Here is a 14,461-nt window from a genome sequence, read left to right on the forward strand (position 1 = left end):
CCCTGAGCCCCGCCGCCTCCGCCGCACCCGCCGGGACCGCGCGCTGGGACGCCCCCGCGGCCGGCATCCCCGCGCACCGCGGCCCCACCACCGCGCTCGCCGCCGAGCGGGCCCGGCAGGCCCGTATGGCCGTCGTCGGCGCCGTCACCGAACGCTGGGCACCCGAACAGGCCGGACCCGTCCACGAGAACTGGCAGCTCGCCGCACCCATCGGCCCCGCCACCGACCTGTGGGCCCTCGGCGCGCTGCTCTTCCGCGCCGTACAGGGACACGCGCCCTACCCGGAGGAGTCCACGGCCGAGCTGGTGCAGATGGTGTGCGCCGAGCCGCCCGCGTTCGCCGAGGAGTGCGGGCCGCTGCGCCCCGTCGTCGAGTCACTGCTGCGCCAGGACCCCCTGGAACGCCCCGACGTGGAGGAACTGCGCGGCTGGCTCCGCTCGTTGGTGCGCTCCGCGCCCGAGCCGGAGGCCGGGCTGCACGTCATCGCCGCGCCGCCCACCGACCCGCGCCGGCTGCCGATCGTGCGGCGCCGCGGCGAGCTGGTGCGCAGGCGGCGCGCCCGACTGCCCGCCGACAGCCCGCACGGCCGGCACAAGCGGGCCCGGCAGGACGCCCGTTCCGCCCGCTCCGGCTCCCCGCGCAGCCTCGGCCGCAGGCTGCTGCTGCTCATACTGCTGCTGCTGGCCGGAGCGGTCGCGTACGCCATGCTGTTCATGCCGAAGGCCGGCAGCGACACCGGCAGCGCCCCCGTCGGCGACCGGACCGGCGCCACCGGTGAGGCCGCCCCCGTCTCCGGGGCGCCCGAGGCGAGCAGCGCGCCCCGGCCCGACCAGACCACGCCGGGCGGCGACAGCGGCGACAGCGAAGGCCCGGCCGCCTCCACGGAGGCCTCGTCCGGGGGCGGCACCCAGGTCGCCGACGGCTTCACCCTGCGCTCCGACCCGGCGGGCTTTCGGATAGCCGTCGCCAACGGCTGGCAGCGCACCCCGAAGAACGGCCGCGGCCAGGTCGTCTACTCCCACGGCGACTTCGAGCTGATCGTCGTACCCGGCCGTGACAGCGCCGCGACCTACGGCAGCGATCCGATGGTCTACCAGCGGGAGAAGGAGCACGAGATCCAGCCCTACCGGGACTCCACCTGGGCCACCGCGAGCGGCCTGAAGACCATTCAGGTCGGCGGGCGCACCATGGCGGAAGGCCAGTTCACCTGGTCCGGCGGCGACGGCCGCGAGCTGTACGTGCGCAACCTCGCCGTGCTGGTCGACGGCCGCTACCACATAGTGCAGGTGCGCGGACCAGAGGCCGAACGGGACGAGGTGACACGGCTGTACGAGCAGGCGTCGACCACGTACCAGCCGGCGGGCTGACCCCCGTCACCGCCCGTGTGGGCCCCGAGTGCCGCGCGCCGCTCCCGGCGCCGCCGCCGTGCACCGCAAGTGCCCGGCGAACTGCCCCCGGTCGCGGGCCGGCCGCCGAACGGCCCCCGCACCAGGGGGAACCGTCACAGTGCGGTCACCGTGGCACCCCTGACGTTCCCGGAATCCGGGCCGGTCTTTAGTCTGGCTCAGTCAAGAGCATTGCGGGGCAACGTGAATCAGATGCAGGGCCTGCTCCTCGCGGGCCGCTACCGGCTCGCCGATTCCATCGGCAGCGGCGGCATGGGCCGTGTGTGGCGCGCCCACGACGAGCTGCTGCACCGGGCGGTGGCGATCAAGGAGCTGACCGCAGCTCTCTACGTCTCCGAGAGCGAGCAGGCCGTCCTGCTGGCCCGCACCCGCGCCGAGGCGCGGGCCGCCGCACGCATCAACCACTCCGCCGTCGTCACCGTGCACGACGTACTGGAACACGACGGCCGGCCCTGGATCGTGATGGAGCTGGTCGAGGGCCGCTCCCTCGCCGACGCCGTGAAGGAACAGGGCCGCGTCGCACCGGAGGAAGCCGCCCGAATCGGCCTGTGGGTGCTGCGCGCGCTGCGCGCCGCGCACTCCGCGGGCGTCCTGCACCGCGACGTGAAGCCCGGGAACGTCCTGCTCGGCCACGACGGCCGTGTCCTGCTCACCGACTTCGGCATCGCCCAGATCGAGGGTGACACGACCATCACCCGCACCGGCGAGGTCGTCGGCTCCGTCGACTACCTCGCCCCCGAACGCGTCCGCGGCCACGACCCGGGCCCCTCCTCCGACCTGTGGGCGCTGGGCGCGACCCTGTACACGGCCGTCGAGGGCAGATCGCCGTTCCGCCGGACGTCACCGCTGTCCACCATGCAGGCCGTCGTCGAGGAGGAGGCGGACGCCCCGTCCAACGCCGGCCCGCTCACCCCCGTCATCGCCGCGCTGCTCCGCAAGGACCCGGCGAGCAGACCCGACGCCGCCGAGACCGAGCAGATGCTCGCCGAAGCCGCCGAGGGTCGCACGCCCGGCGCCGCGCAGGCCTACGTCCCGACCGCCGAGCACGCCGGGCCGCACCACGGACAGGGCCGGACGTACGGCGGCGGGCAGGCACACCCGCCGACCCCCGTGGACACCGGCAGCGCCGGCACCGGCCGCCCGGGCACGCCGTACGGCACCCGCGGCCCGTCCGCCGGCCCCCACACCCCGTCCGCCGGGTCGACGACGCCGTACGCCTCGGGCGGTACGGCCCCCTACCCGCCGGCCGGGCCCACGGGACCCGAGCCGCCGGGCCGCCGCCCGCGCAGACTGCGGCTCGTCGCGCTGGTCGTGGCCGTCGCGGCGGTCGTCGGCGCGGGCACCGCCGTGGTGATCCAGCAGTGGGACCAGGGCCGCGACGGGAAGACCGGCGGCACCACCTCGTCCGCTTCCCCCGCCACGACGTCCGGCTCCGGCACCACCCCCACCCCCACCGCCTCGGCGGCCGGCGGCGGCACCGCCCATGTCCCCGACGGCTGGACGCGGGTCCAGGACCCGCTGGGGTTCACGCTCAACGTGCCCGAGGGCTGGACGCGGAAGGTCGCCGGCCGCAGCGAGGACGGCACCCTCACCCAGATCGACTACTCGGGCGACGGCGGGAAACACTTCCTGCGCGTGTCGGTCGACACCGACCCCGACTACAACGACCCGCACCAGCACTTCCTTGACCTGGAAGGGCAGATCGAGAACCGGCTCGTCGACTACAAGCGGCTCGACATCCGGCGCACCCTCTACCGGGACCGGCAGTCCGCCGTCTGGGAGTACACCTGGACGCAGCTCGCCAAGGACTCCCCCTTCCCCGGCCCGCGCCGCGCCGTCGACCAGGCGTACGTGGCGCCGGACGGCGTCGAGTACGCCCTCTACCTGTCCGTCCCGGTCGACGACTGGCCCACCGCGCAGCAGCAGTTCAAGGAGATCCTGCGCGGCTGGCAGCCCGCCTCGTCCTGACCGCCGCTCAACTCGTGGGGTTGCGTCGGGTTTCGTCCCGTATCGTCCCGTCCCCGTCCGGCCCGTTTCAAGCCGGTGCCTTGCCCCTTCTGGCCGATTGGTCACGCGGAGGCGGCACGTCCGGTGGGGCATGATGGGGCGCATGGGGACCGAGGGGGACGGCGTCCGTACGATCGCGGGCCGCTACCGGCTGCACACCCGGCTGGGCCGCGGCGGCATGGGCGTCGTCTGGCGTGCCACCGACGAACTGCTCGGACGTGAGGTCGCGGTCAAGGAGATCGCCCTCGACGAGCAGCTCGACGCGGCCCAGGCCCGCCGTCAGCACGATCGCACCCTGCGCGAGGCGCGCGCGGTCGCACAGTTGCGCCACCCGCACATCATCGTCGTCCACGACATCGTGGAGTGCGGCGAACGGCCGTACATCGTCATGGAACTGATCGAGGGCGGCTCCCTCGCCGACCGGATCGCCCGGCAAGGACCCGTCGACGCGGCCGAGGCCGCCCGGATCGGCGTCGCCCTCCTCGGCGCGCTGCGCACCGCCCACGCGGCCGGGGTGCTGCACCGCGACATCAAACCCGCCAACGTCCTCGTCGAGTCCGGCACCGGCCGTGTCGTCCTCACCGACTTCGGCATCGCTCAGGTCGCCGGTGCCACCACCCTCACCGAGACGGGCTCCTTCGTCGGCTCCCCCGAGTACACGGCACCCGAACGGATGTCCGGCGCCCGTACCGGCCCGGAGTCCGACCTGTGGTCCCTGGGCGCCCTGCTGTGCACGGCCCTCAGCGGCGAGTCGCCGTTCCGCCGCGACTCCCTCGGCGGGGTCCTGCACGCCGTCGTCTTCGACGAGATCCGTACGCCGCCGCAGGCCGCGCCGATCGAAGCGGTCGTACGCGGCCTGCTGGAACGCGACCCGGACCGGCGGATGCCCGCCGCCGAGGCGGAACGCCTGCTGCGCGCCTACCTCGACACGGGGCGTACGCCCGCGCCGACGCCCGTCCCCTACACACCGACCCGGCCCGACAACCCGGTCACCCCGGCCCGCCGGACGTACTCGGCACGGGGCATGCTGGTGTCGGCGCTGCTGGCCGCCGCCGTGGCCGGCGCGGGTGTGTCCGCGGCGGCCCTGCTGATGAACGACCACGGCGCCGGCGACGGCACCCCGGTCAGCTCACCCCGGCACAGCGGCGAGGACGGCCGCCCCGGCCGCAGCACGCCCCCGGCCACCGCGGGCCCCGGCACGCCGACACCGACGCCCTCCGCCACCCGTACCCCCGCGGCCGTCGGCGGGGCCTCCTCCGACGGCCGCCCCACCGCGCCGTCCGGCTACCGGCTCGCCGAGGACCCGGCCGGGTTCACCCTCGCCGTGCCGGACGGCTTCACCCGGCACCCGCAGGGGCAGCGCGTCTTCTACCTGTCGCCGGGGGAGACCTACCGCCTCGGCATCAAGATCACCGACCCCGAACCGGGCGGGCCGCTCGCGGTGATGCGGCGCGCCGCCGCCAAGGGCCCCGACAACAACCCCGGTTACCGCGACGGCCGCGTCACCGCGACGAGCCACGGCGGGCGGCCCGCCGCGCTCTGGGAGTTCACCTGGGACGGCTTCAGCGCGGCCGAGGGCCCCCGGCACACCTACGACCTGTGCTGGGAGCAGAACGGGCGGATGTACGACGTGTGGGTGTCGGCGCCGGGCGGCTGATCGCGGGCCGGTACCGGCTGCTCGCCAAGCTCGGGCACGGCGGCATGGGCACCGTGTGGCGGGCCAAGGACGAGACCGTCGACCGTGAGGTCGCCGTCAAGGAACCCCGCGTCCCCGACAACCTGCCCGAGAGGGAGCGCGCCAACGCCTACGAGCGGATGCGCCGCGAGGCGCGTGCCGCGGCCCGGCTCGACCACCCCGCGGTGGTGAACGTGCACGACGTGGCCGTCGTCGACGGCCGGCCGTGGATCGTCATGGAGCTGGTGCAGGGACGTTCCCTCGGCGACGTCCTCCAGGAAGGCACCCTGGGGGTGCGCGACGCCGCCCGTATCGGCCTGGAGGTCCTCGGCGCGCTGGAGGCCGCGCACGCGGCGGGCATCCTGCACCGGGACGTGAAACCGGACAACGTCCTGCTCGGCCGGCACGACCGGGTCGTCCTCACCGACTTCGGCATCGCCCAGATCGAGGGCGAGACCAATCTGACCGACACCGGCGCCTTCGTCGGCTCGCCCGAGTACATCGCGCCGGAGCGCGTCCTCGGCCAGCGCCCCGGCCCCGCCTCCGACCTGTGGTCGCTGGGCGTGGTGCTGTACGCGGCGACGGAGGGCGTCTCGCCGTTCCGTCGCAGCAACACCCCCGCCACTCTCCAGTCCGTCCTGAACGCCGTGCCCGCCCCGCCCGCCTCCGCGCAGGGCCCGCTCGCCGAGGCCATCAACGGCCTGCTGCAGAAGGATCCGGCACACCGTCCCACCGCACCCCAGGTACGCGCCCTGCTGGAGGCCGCCGCCGAGCCGCCGGCGCCCGTGCCCGCGACGCCGACCCAGGTGGTGACGTACGCCGACGCGCCCCGGCGGGGCTTCCGGCCCGGCCGCAAGACGTGGTTCGGGCTCGGCGCGGCGGTGGTCGCGGCGGCGGTCGCCGGGTACCTGCTGCTCGCCGACCCGTTCGCCGGTCCGCTGCCCGACAGTTGGGACACCCATCACGAGGGCACGCTGCGTGCGACGATCGCGGCGCCCGACGCCTACGAGCGTTCCGTCCCCGACTCCAAGACGGACAAGCGGCACCGGGTGGGCTACGCGGACCCCAGCGGCAGCATCTGGCTGGACCTCAGCCTGGAGCGGAAGTCCGAGGACAACCTGGGCGAGATCGCGGCGTCGGCGGCGGCCGAGATGTACGAGGACCAGGCCGAGTTCAAGAAGCGCGGCTCCTACGCCTACGACATGCCGGAGAACCCGGTCACCGTCGTCGACGGCAACCGCACCTTCCAGGGGAGGGAGGCCGCGCTGCTGACGGTCACGTTCAAGACCGACGACAGGGAGCACCCCCGCCCGCGCGAGATGCAGATCTTCTACTACCGGACGCAGTCCGGGGACATGTACAAGCTGACCGTCTCCTATCCGGGCAAGGGCGACTTCACCGCGCGGGGACGTGAGGTGGCGCGGCTGGCGATCGCCAACCTGGACGTGGACAAGCCCTGAGAGGGCGCCGCGTCTGTTCGTCGTCGGCGCAGACGGCCGTGGGGCGGGCGCCGCTGCTGCCAGGGCGCGCGCATGAAGACGGCACGGGCGCTCCGGGGCGCTTTGGTGGCGGCGCGGTGTGTCCGGCCGACCGCCCGAGATCGAATCGTGCCCGATCCGCTTCGACAATGCCCTGATCAGCGCATTTGTTGCCAGTGAGCACTGGCGCCGTGTGAGCAGTCGGTGAATCCCGATTACCGACGGGTACACAAAGGCTCCGGCCGGGCATACCCTGCGGCCCATGACGGACTCGCAGGCCTCGGACACGACCATGCCCGAACAGAGCACGCCGGACACGACCGGCCCGCAGCGGACCACCAACCCCCTGGCCCCCGCCCCCGCGGGCGCCCGCACCGCCGCCGACGTGGTCACCCCCGACCTGGTCGCGCGGCTCACCAAGGACGTCGTCGGTTCGGGCCGGACCGCCAACCACACCCCGTTCACCGGCGAGAAGCTGGCCGACCTGCCCGAGTCCACCCCCGAGGACGTCGCCCGCGCCTTCGAGGCGGCCCGCGCCGCACAGGCCGTGTGGGCGCAGGTGCCGGTGCGGGAGCGTGCCGCCGTACTGCTCCGCTTCCACGACCTCGTCCTCGAACGCCAGGCCGAGATCCTCGATCTGATCCAGCTGGAGACCGGCAAGGCCCGGCTGCACGCGCACGAGGAGGTGCAGGCCGTCGCCATCGCGGCCCGCCACTACGGCCGCAGGGCCGCCGCGTATCTGAAGCCGAAGCGGCACGCGGGCGCCATGCCGGCGCTGACGAAAGTCGTGGAGCTGCGTCACCCGCGCGGTGTCGTCGGCCAGATCGCCCCGTGGAACTACCCGCTGGAACTGTCGGTCGGCGACGCGCTGCCGGCGTTCGTCGCGGGCAACGCCGTCGTCATGAAGCCCGACACCGAGACCTGCCTGACCGCGCTGTGGGCCAGGGACCTGCTGATCGAGGCGGGCCTGCCCTCCGGCGTCTTCCAGGTCGTCATCGGCGACGGCCCGGTCGTCGGCCCGGCGGTCGTACGCCACGCCGACTACGTCTCCTTCACCGGTTCCACCCGCACCGGCCGCGAGGTCGCCGAGCGCGCCGCCGCCCGCCTGGTCGGCGTCTCCCTCGAACTCGGCGGCAAGAACGCCATGCTGGTGCTGGAGGACGCCGACATCGAGAAGGCCGCCGCCGGCGCGATCCGCGCCTGCTTCTCCTCCGCCGGCCAGCTGTGCATCTCCATCGAGCGGCTGTACGTCCACGAGGCGATCGCGGACGCCTTCCTCGAGCGCTTCGTCGCCCGTACGAAGGCGATGCGCCTCGGCACCTCTCTCGCGTACGGCGCCGACATGGGCTCCCTGGTCGGAGAACGCCAGCTGGAGACCGTACGCCGGCATGTCGAGGAGGCCGTCGCCAAGGGCGCGAAGGTGCTGGCGGGCGGGGTGGCACGCCCGGACGCGGGGCCGTACTTCTTCGAACCGACCGTCCTCGACGGCGTCACCGAGCCGATGTCCGTGTGCACGGAGGAGACGTTCGGCCCGGTCGTGTCCGTCTACCGGTTCCGCTCCGAGGACGAGGCGATCGGGCGGGCCAACGCCACGCCGTACGGCCTGAACGCCTCCGTGTGGACCAAGGACGCCCGCCGTGGCCGCCAGGTCGCCGCCCGGCTGCGGACCGGCACCGTCAACATCAACGAGGGGTACGCGCCCGCGTACGGCAGTGTCCAGTCCCCGATGGGCGGCATGAAGGACTCCGGCCTCGGCCGCCGGCACGGCTCCGAGGGCATCCTCAAGTACACCGAGGCGCAGACCGTCGCCCATCAGCGGCTGCTGCCGATGGCGCCGTCGTTCGGCATGGACGACGAGAAGTACGCGGCCTTCATGAGCACGAGCCTGCGCCTGATGAAGGCGTTCCGTTTCCGCTGAGCCGCCCGGGGGGCCGCCGGGCCGCCCGCACAGCACACTCGAAGGAGAGAAGGCACGTGCCACAGGACGCTTCCCTGGATGCCGCCCCGCACGACTCCGCGCCGGAGGAGACGCGGAAGGAGACGCGGGACGACGGCGACGGCTACGACTACGACGTGATCGTCGTGGGCTCCGGATTCGGCGGCTCGGTCTCCGCCCTGCGCCTCACCGAGAAGGGCTACTCGGTGGGTGTCCTGGAGGCGGGCCGGCGCTTCACCCGCGAGACCCTGCCGAAGAACAGCTGGGACCTGAAGAACTACCTGTGGGCCCCCAAGCTCGGCCTGTACGGCATCCAGCGCATCCATCTGCTGGGCAATGTCATGGTCCTCGCGGGCGCCGGGGTCGGCGGCGGCTCCCTCAACTACGCCAACACCCTCTACGTACCGCCGAAGCCCTTCTTCGAGGACCCGCAGTGGAAGGACATCACCGACTGGCAGGAGGAGCTGGAGCCGTACTACGACCAGGCCCGCCGCATGCTCGGCGTCCGCCTCAACCCGACCATGACGCCGTCCGACGTGCACCTGAAGGCGGCGGCGCAGCGCATGGGCTGCGGTGACACCTTCCACATGGCACCGGTCGGCGTCTTCTTCGGCGACGGCGAGGACGCGGACGGCACCGCGAAGGCCAAGCCCGGCCAGCAGGTCCCCGACCCGTACTTCGGCGGCGTCGGCCCCGACCGCAAGGCCTGCACCGAGTGCGGCGAGTGCATGACGGGTTGCCGGCACGGCGCGAAGAACACCCTCAACGAGAACTACCTCTACCTCGCGGAGAAGGCCGGCGCGAAGGTCCACCCCCTCACCACGGTCGTCGCCGTCACCGGCGACTCGCGCGGCGGATACGCCGTCAAGACCCTCCCCACCGACAACCGCCGCAAGGGCCGCAGCCGCACCTTCACCGCACGCCGGGTGATCCTCGCCGCGGGCACCTACGGCACCCAGACCCTCCTGCACCGCATGAAGGCCACCGGCCAGCTGCCGTACCTGTCGCCGCGCCTCGGCGAGCTGACCCGCACCAACTCCGAGGCACTCGTCGGCGCACAGACCGACGACCGCCGCTACCGCAAGGCGACCGGCGCGCCCAAGGCCGACTTCACGCGCGGCGTGGCCATCACGTCGTCCATCCACCCCGACGAGAACACCCACATCGAGCCCGTCCGCTACGGCAAGGGCTCCAACTCGATGGGCGGCCTGTCCATCCTCCAGGTGCCGTACGTGGAGCGCGGCTCACGCGTCGGCGCCTGGCTGAGGAACGCGGCGAAACACCCCCTCCTCGTCCTGCGCTCGCTCTCCAACCGGCGCTGGTCGGAGCGGACCATCATCGGCCTGGTGATGCAGTCCCTGGACAACTCCCTGACGACGTACCTGAAACCGTCCGGCGTCGGCAAGGGTCTGCTGACGGCACGACAGGGGCACGGCGCTCCCAACCCGAAGCAGATCAAGGCGGCGTCGGAGGGCGCGTCGGCGCTGGCGGCGGAGATCAACGGCTTCGCCGGCTCCAACGTGGGCGAGCTGATGGGCACCCCCCTCACCGCGCACTTCCTCGGCGGCTGCCCCATCGGCGCCTCACGGGAGACCGGCGTCATCGACCCGTACCACCGCCTGTACGGCCACCCCGGCATCTCCGTCGTCGACGGCGCCGCCGTCACGGCGAACCTGGGCGTGAACCCGTCCCTGACGATCACGGCACAGGCGGAACGCGCCATGTCGTACTGGCCCAACAAGGGCGAGGACGACCCGCGCCCCGCCCAGCACGAGCCCTACCGTCGCCTCACCCCGATCGAACCCAAGCACCCGGTGGTCCCCCAGGAAGCCTTCGCCGCCCTGCGCCTCCCGTTCCTGGGCATACCGACGGTGCCGCCGAAGGCGAAGTAGCGGGCGGCCTTGTGCGGTCCGGAAGCGGATCGCGTCCGCGCATGCGAAGGGCCCCGCGGGGTGCGCCCGCGGGGCCCTTCCTTTCGTCAGCACCGGCGTCAGGGCAGCGCCGGTGCCTGGGAGGCGGCGCCGGGGGGTAACGCCGCCGCGGTGGCTGTGGGCCGGCCCGCTTCGCATGGTCCGGACCTCCGACGGTGGGACGTGAGAGGTCCGTGGGAACGGGCAATGCAGTTGTGGATAAGGGGACTTGGGGCTTCACGGCCTTCTATGCATCGTGCTGGACGAACCCGGTGCCCGCAACCTTTCGACCCAGACTTGATGCATATATGCGCCGTTCCCGCCGGCCGGCCCCGGGCGTCCCCGGAGCCGGCCGTTCTCTTGGGTGACCGGGCTGCTGTCCCCTGCCGTCCGGTCACTTCCCTGGAGCGAGGTCCCACGACGCACGGCACGTTCCGTACGTCTCATCGCTCCAGTGAGCCACGCGTGGTTCTATCGGGCCCGCCCCTGGCTGGCACGGACACCGGTACCAACGAAGCCGCCCAGGGCCGGTCACGCGCCGTACGGGTGAGAGGCGGCCGTGAACTCAAGTGCGAGGCCGCCGCGCCCCCGCCTCAGATGCGGCCCCGGCACAGCTCCAGCAGCGTCATCGCCAGCGCCGTACCCGGCTTGCCCAGCGCCTCCCTGTAGTGGCCGAGCACCTCCATCTCGCGGGAGAGGTTCACGCGCCGGCCGCCGGAGGCGATCCGCGCCTCCTGGATGACGGCGGAGACGGCCATCCGCTCCTGGATCAGGCCGATGATCCGGTCGTCGAGCGCGTCGATACGCTCCCGCGCGCCGGTGATCACTTCGGCGGCCTCGGCCGTGTGCGCGCCCGTCTTCTCCGTGGACTCGGTGGTGGTCGCGGTCATCTCTGGGGCTCCTCGTCGGATGGATGCGGTGCCCCGGATCGGCAAGGTCCGTGATCCACGCAGAGCGCCCCGGACCTTTTCGGCCCGGGGCGCCTGGGAAGTCGCTCGATCAGTTGCTCAAGCAGCACGACCATGGCAGCCGGCGGGCCGGGTGCCATAGGTAAAGAAGTACGTGGTCTGCGAGAGCATGCGGCCAGTATGCCGCGCCCGCCCCGGCCGTCCAAGCCGGTTCGCATCGTGAGATGCGCGACTGTCGGGCCGTACCCCTGGCGGATCGGACGAGGCCGTCCGGCCGCCTCGGTAGAATTGGCCAGCACAAGGACCCCGCCCCACCGCCGGAAGGCTCCCGTGTCATCAGCGCCCTCCGCTGCCGCCGCCCCCGACACCGTCCTGGTCGTCGACTTCGGCGCGCAGTATGCCCAGCTCATCGCCCGTCGCGTCCGTGAGGCCCGGGTCTACAGCGAGATCGTCCCCAGCACCATGCCGGTCGAGGAGATGCTCGCCAAGAAGCCCGCGGCGATCATCCTCTCCGGCGGCCCGTCGTCCGTGTACGAGGACGGCGCCCCCAGCCTCGACCGCCAGATCTTCGAGGCCGGCGTCCCCGTCTTCGGCATGTGCTACGGCTTCCAGCTGATGGCGCAGGCCCTCGGCGGCACCGTCGACAACACCGGCGCCCGCGAGTACGGCCGCACCGACCTGCACGTCTCCAAGCCGTCCTCCACCCTCTTCGAGGGCACCCCGGCCGAGCAGCACGTGTGGATGTCGCACGGCGACGCCTGCTCCGCCGCCCCCGAGGGCTTCACCGTCACCGCGTCCACCGACGTCGTCCCGGTCGCCGCCTTCGAGAACGACGAGAAGAAGCTCTACGGCGTCCAGTACCACCCCGAGGTCATGCACTCCACGCACGGCCAGCAGGTGCTGGAGCACTTCCTGTACCGCGGCGCCGGGCTGAAGCCGACCTGGACCACCGGCAACGTCATCGAGGAGCAGGTCGAGGCCATCCGCGAACTGGTCGGCGACAAGCGCGCGATCTGCGGCCTGTCCGGCGGCGTCGACTCCGCCGTGGCCGCCGCCCTCGTGCAGAAGGCCATCGGCTCCCAGCTGACCTGCGTCTACGTCGACCACGGCCTGATGCGCAAGGGCGAGACCGAGCAGGTCGAGAAGGACTTCGTCGCCGCGACCGGCGTCCAGCTGAAGGTCGTCGACGCCGAGGCGCGCTTCCTCGACGCGCTGAAGGGCGTCACCGACCCCGAGCAGAAGCGCAAGATCATCGGCCGGGAGTTCATCCGCGTCTTCGAGCAGGCGCAGGCCGAGATCATCGCCGACGAGGGCCCGGCCGTGGAGTTCCTCGTGCAGGGCACGCTCTACCCGGACGTCGTGGAGTCCGGCGGCGGCACCGGCACCGCCAACATCAAGTCGCACCACAACGTCGGCGGCCTCCCCGAGGACCTCGAGTTCAAGCTGATCGAGCCGCTGCGGAAGCTGTTCAAGGACGAGGTCCGCATGGTCGGCCAGGAACTCGGCCTGCCCGAGGAGATCGTCCAGCGCCAGCCCTTCCCCGGCCCCGGTCTCGGCATCCGCATCGTCGGCGAGGTCACCAAGGAGCGCCTCGACCTGCTGCGCGAGGCCGACGCCATCGCCCGCGAGGAGCTGACCGCAGCCGGCCTCGACCGGGACATCTGGCAGTGCCCCGTCGTGCTGCTCGCCGACGTCCGCAGCGTCGGCGTCCAGGGCGACGGCCGCACCTACGGCCACCCGATCGTGCTGCGGCCCGTCTCCTCCGAGGACGCCATGACCGCCGACTGGTCGCGGCTGCCGTACGACGTCCTCGCGCGGATCTCCACCCGCATCACCAACGAGGTGCGGGACGTCAACCGCGTCGTCCTCGACGTCACCAGCAAGCCGCCGGGGACCATCGAGTGGGAGTAGGCCGGGCGGGGCGGCAGCCCCCACCGGCCCCCGTCAGGTCCGTTTGAGCGTGCGCACCGGCGCTCCGGGCCGCCAGACCTGGACGACCAGATACCGCTCGTCCACGACGTAGGTCCGTACGACCTCCGTCAGCTCGGTGCGGAAGAGGTGGAGCGGCTCCGGCGGTTCCACCTCTTTCACATACGCCCCCTTCACCGCCGGGTCGGACACCTCCACCGCCCGCCCCGCGATCCGCACGTCACCGCCGCCCATCGAGGTGCCCTCACCGGGGTTCGCCTGCAACGCGAACCTCGGGTCGCGCCGCAGATCGCGCGCCTTCAGCGAGTCCCACATCATCCCCAGCCACAGCTCGCCGTCGCGGAAGTCCGCCTCGATACCGGAGGTGCGCGGGCTGCCGTCCTTGCGGAGTGTGGCGAGCACATGATGCGTGAACGCCCGGAAGCGGTCCTCGACGGTCCTCGCGAGGTCGGGCTCGGCGGTGGCGAAGGTGTCCCAGTTCGCTGCCATACGGCGAGTGTGACGGCCAAAGGCGACATCTCCTGTCGTCTTTCGGCGGGGTCTGTTCTCTTCCGCCGACCGGCGGTACCTTCCCGCCCCTGCGCTGCACGCCGCCCGCCCCGACGTCGTCGCCCACTGCCACACTGTGCACGGCCGCGCGCCGGCCGCGCTCGGCGAGGTCATCGAGCCGATCACCCGGGAGAGCTGCGCCTTCTACGAGGACGTGGCCCTGTACGACGACTGCTCCGGGGGTCGCCGTCGACCCGGAGGAGGGCAAACGCATCGCCGGGGTGCTCGGCACCCGCAAGGCGCTCGTGCCGCGCAACCGCGGGCTGCTGACCGTCGGCGACTCCGTGGACGCCGCCGCGTGGTGGTCCCTGTCGATGGGGCGTGCCGCGCAGGTGCAGCTCACCGCGAAGGCCGCGGGCCGGCCCGTCCTCATCGACCACCGGCCGGCGACCGCCACCCGCGAGCGGCTCGGCGGCGACCTCGTCGCGTGGATCAACTGCCAGCCGCTGTGGCAGGACATCACCCGCACCGAGCCCGACCTGCTGAGCTGACCCGGGCGGACCGCCGCCGCGCGGACGGCGCGTCAACACGGCGACGCGCCCTTCACCCTCGCTGACCAGACCTGACGGCCCCGCACGTCCGCGCGTAGGGCACAATTCGTCCTCGTCGCAGGGGAGTTGCCGGTCCTGAGGGCCGGGCGGGACGCGGGGAAGGCAGGCATCG

At 72.9% G+C, this 14,461-nt stretch carries 8 protein-coding genes and 2 pseudogenes; 8 read left to right on the plus strand and 2 right to left on the minus strand.

Annotation, left to right across the window (positions count from 1 at the left end; genetic code table 11):
- From MTQ10_RS03865 to MTQ10_RS03890, 6 genes and pseudogenes are all read left to right on the plus strand, one after another.
- Nucleotides 1–1,367 (plus strand): annotated as a pseudogene (locus MTQ10_RS03865) (serine/threonine protein kinase); the annotation flags it as partial.
- A 231-nt stretch (nt 1,368–1,598) separates the two neighbouring features.
- Nucleotides 1,599–3,374: a serine/threonine-protein kinase gene (locus MTQ10_RS03870; protein WP_247462212.1), complete on the plus strand. Its 1,776-nt coding sequence runs from the start codon at nt 1,599–1,601 to the stop codon at nt 3,372–3,374.
- 142 nt (nt 3,375–3,516) lie between these two features.
- Nucleotides 3,517–5,070 carry a serine/threonine-protein kinase gene (locus MTQ10_RS03875; RefSeq protein WP_247462214.1) on the plus strand — a complete coding sequence of 518 codons (1,554 nt, stop codon included), beginning with the start codon at nt 3,517–3,519 and terminating at the stop codon, nt 5,068–5,070.
- Nucleotides 5,046–6,548 (plus strand): serine/threonine-protein kinase, encoded by a 1,503-nt coding sequence (locus tag MTQ10_RS03880; RefSeq protein WP_247462216.1) that lies wholly within the window; start codon nt 5,046–5,048, stop codon nt 6,546–6,548. Before MTQ10_RS03875 ends, MTQ10_RS03880 begins: the two co-directional genes overlap by 25 nt.
- A gap of 310 nt (nt 6,549–6,858) precedes the next feature.
- A complete protein-coding gene (locus MTQ10_RS03885) occupies nt 6,859–8,484 on the plus strand; it encodes a succinic semialdehyde dehydrogenase (protein ID WP_247462256.1) in 1,626 nt (541 codons plus the stop codon).
- A 155-nt stretch (nt 8,485–8,639) separates the two neighbouring features.
- Nucleotides 8,640–10,394 carry a GMC oxidoreductase gene (locus tag MTQ10_RS03890; RefSeq protein WP_247462258.1) on the plus strand — a complete coding sequence of 585 codons (1,755 nt, stop codon included), beginning with the start codon at nt 8,640–8,642 and terminating at the stop codon, nt 10,392–10,394.
- Between the two features lie 611 nt (nt 10,395–11,005).
- Here the strand turns inward: MTQ10_RS03890 and MTQ10_RS03895 are convergent.
- Nucleotides 11,006–11,302, minus strand: coding sequence for a chorismate mutase (locus MTQ10_RS03895; protein ID WP_247462217.1), 297 nt, complete (start codon nt 11,300–11,302; stop codon nt 11,006–11,008).
- Nucleotides 11,303–11,650: 348 nt separating this feature from the next.
- On the opposite strand from MTQ10_RS03895, the gene guaA reads away from it, so the two are divergent.
- Nucleotides 11,651–13,231, plus strand: a complete 1,581-nt coding sequence (gene guaA, locus MTQ10_RS03900) for a glutamine-hydrolyzing GMP synthase (protein ID WP_247462219.1) — start codon at nt 11,651–11,653, stop codon at nt 13,229–13,231.
- 33 nt (nt 13,232–13,264) lie between these two features.
- On the opposite strand, the gene MTQ10_RS03905 is transcribed toward guaA, so the two are convergent.
- Nucleotides 13,265–13,738: a pyridoxamine 5'-phosphate oxidase family protein gene (locus tag MTQ10_RS03905; protein ID WP_247462221.1), complete on the minus strand. Its 474-nt coding sequence runs from the start codon at nt 13,736–13,738 to the stop codon at nt 13,265–13,267.
- A 94-nt stretch (nt 13,739–13,832) separates the two neighbouring features.
- On the opposite strand from MTQ10_RS03905, the pseudogene MTQ10_RS03910 reads away from it, so the two are divergent.
- Nucleotides 13,833–14,289, plus strand: a pseudogene (locus MTQ10_RS03910) (class II aldolase/adducin family protein); the annotation flags it as partial.
- Nucleotides 14,290–14,461 lie beyond the last annotated feature (172 nt).

Source organism: Streptomyces sp. XM83C, from assembly GCF_023072675.1.
Lineage (GTDB): Bacteria > Actinomycetota > Actinomycetes > Streptomycetales > Streptomycetaceae > Streptomyces > Streptomyces thermocoprophilus.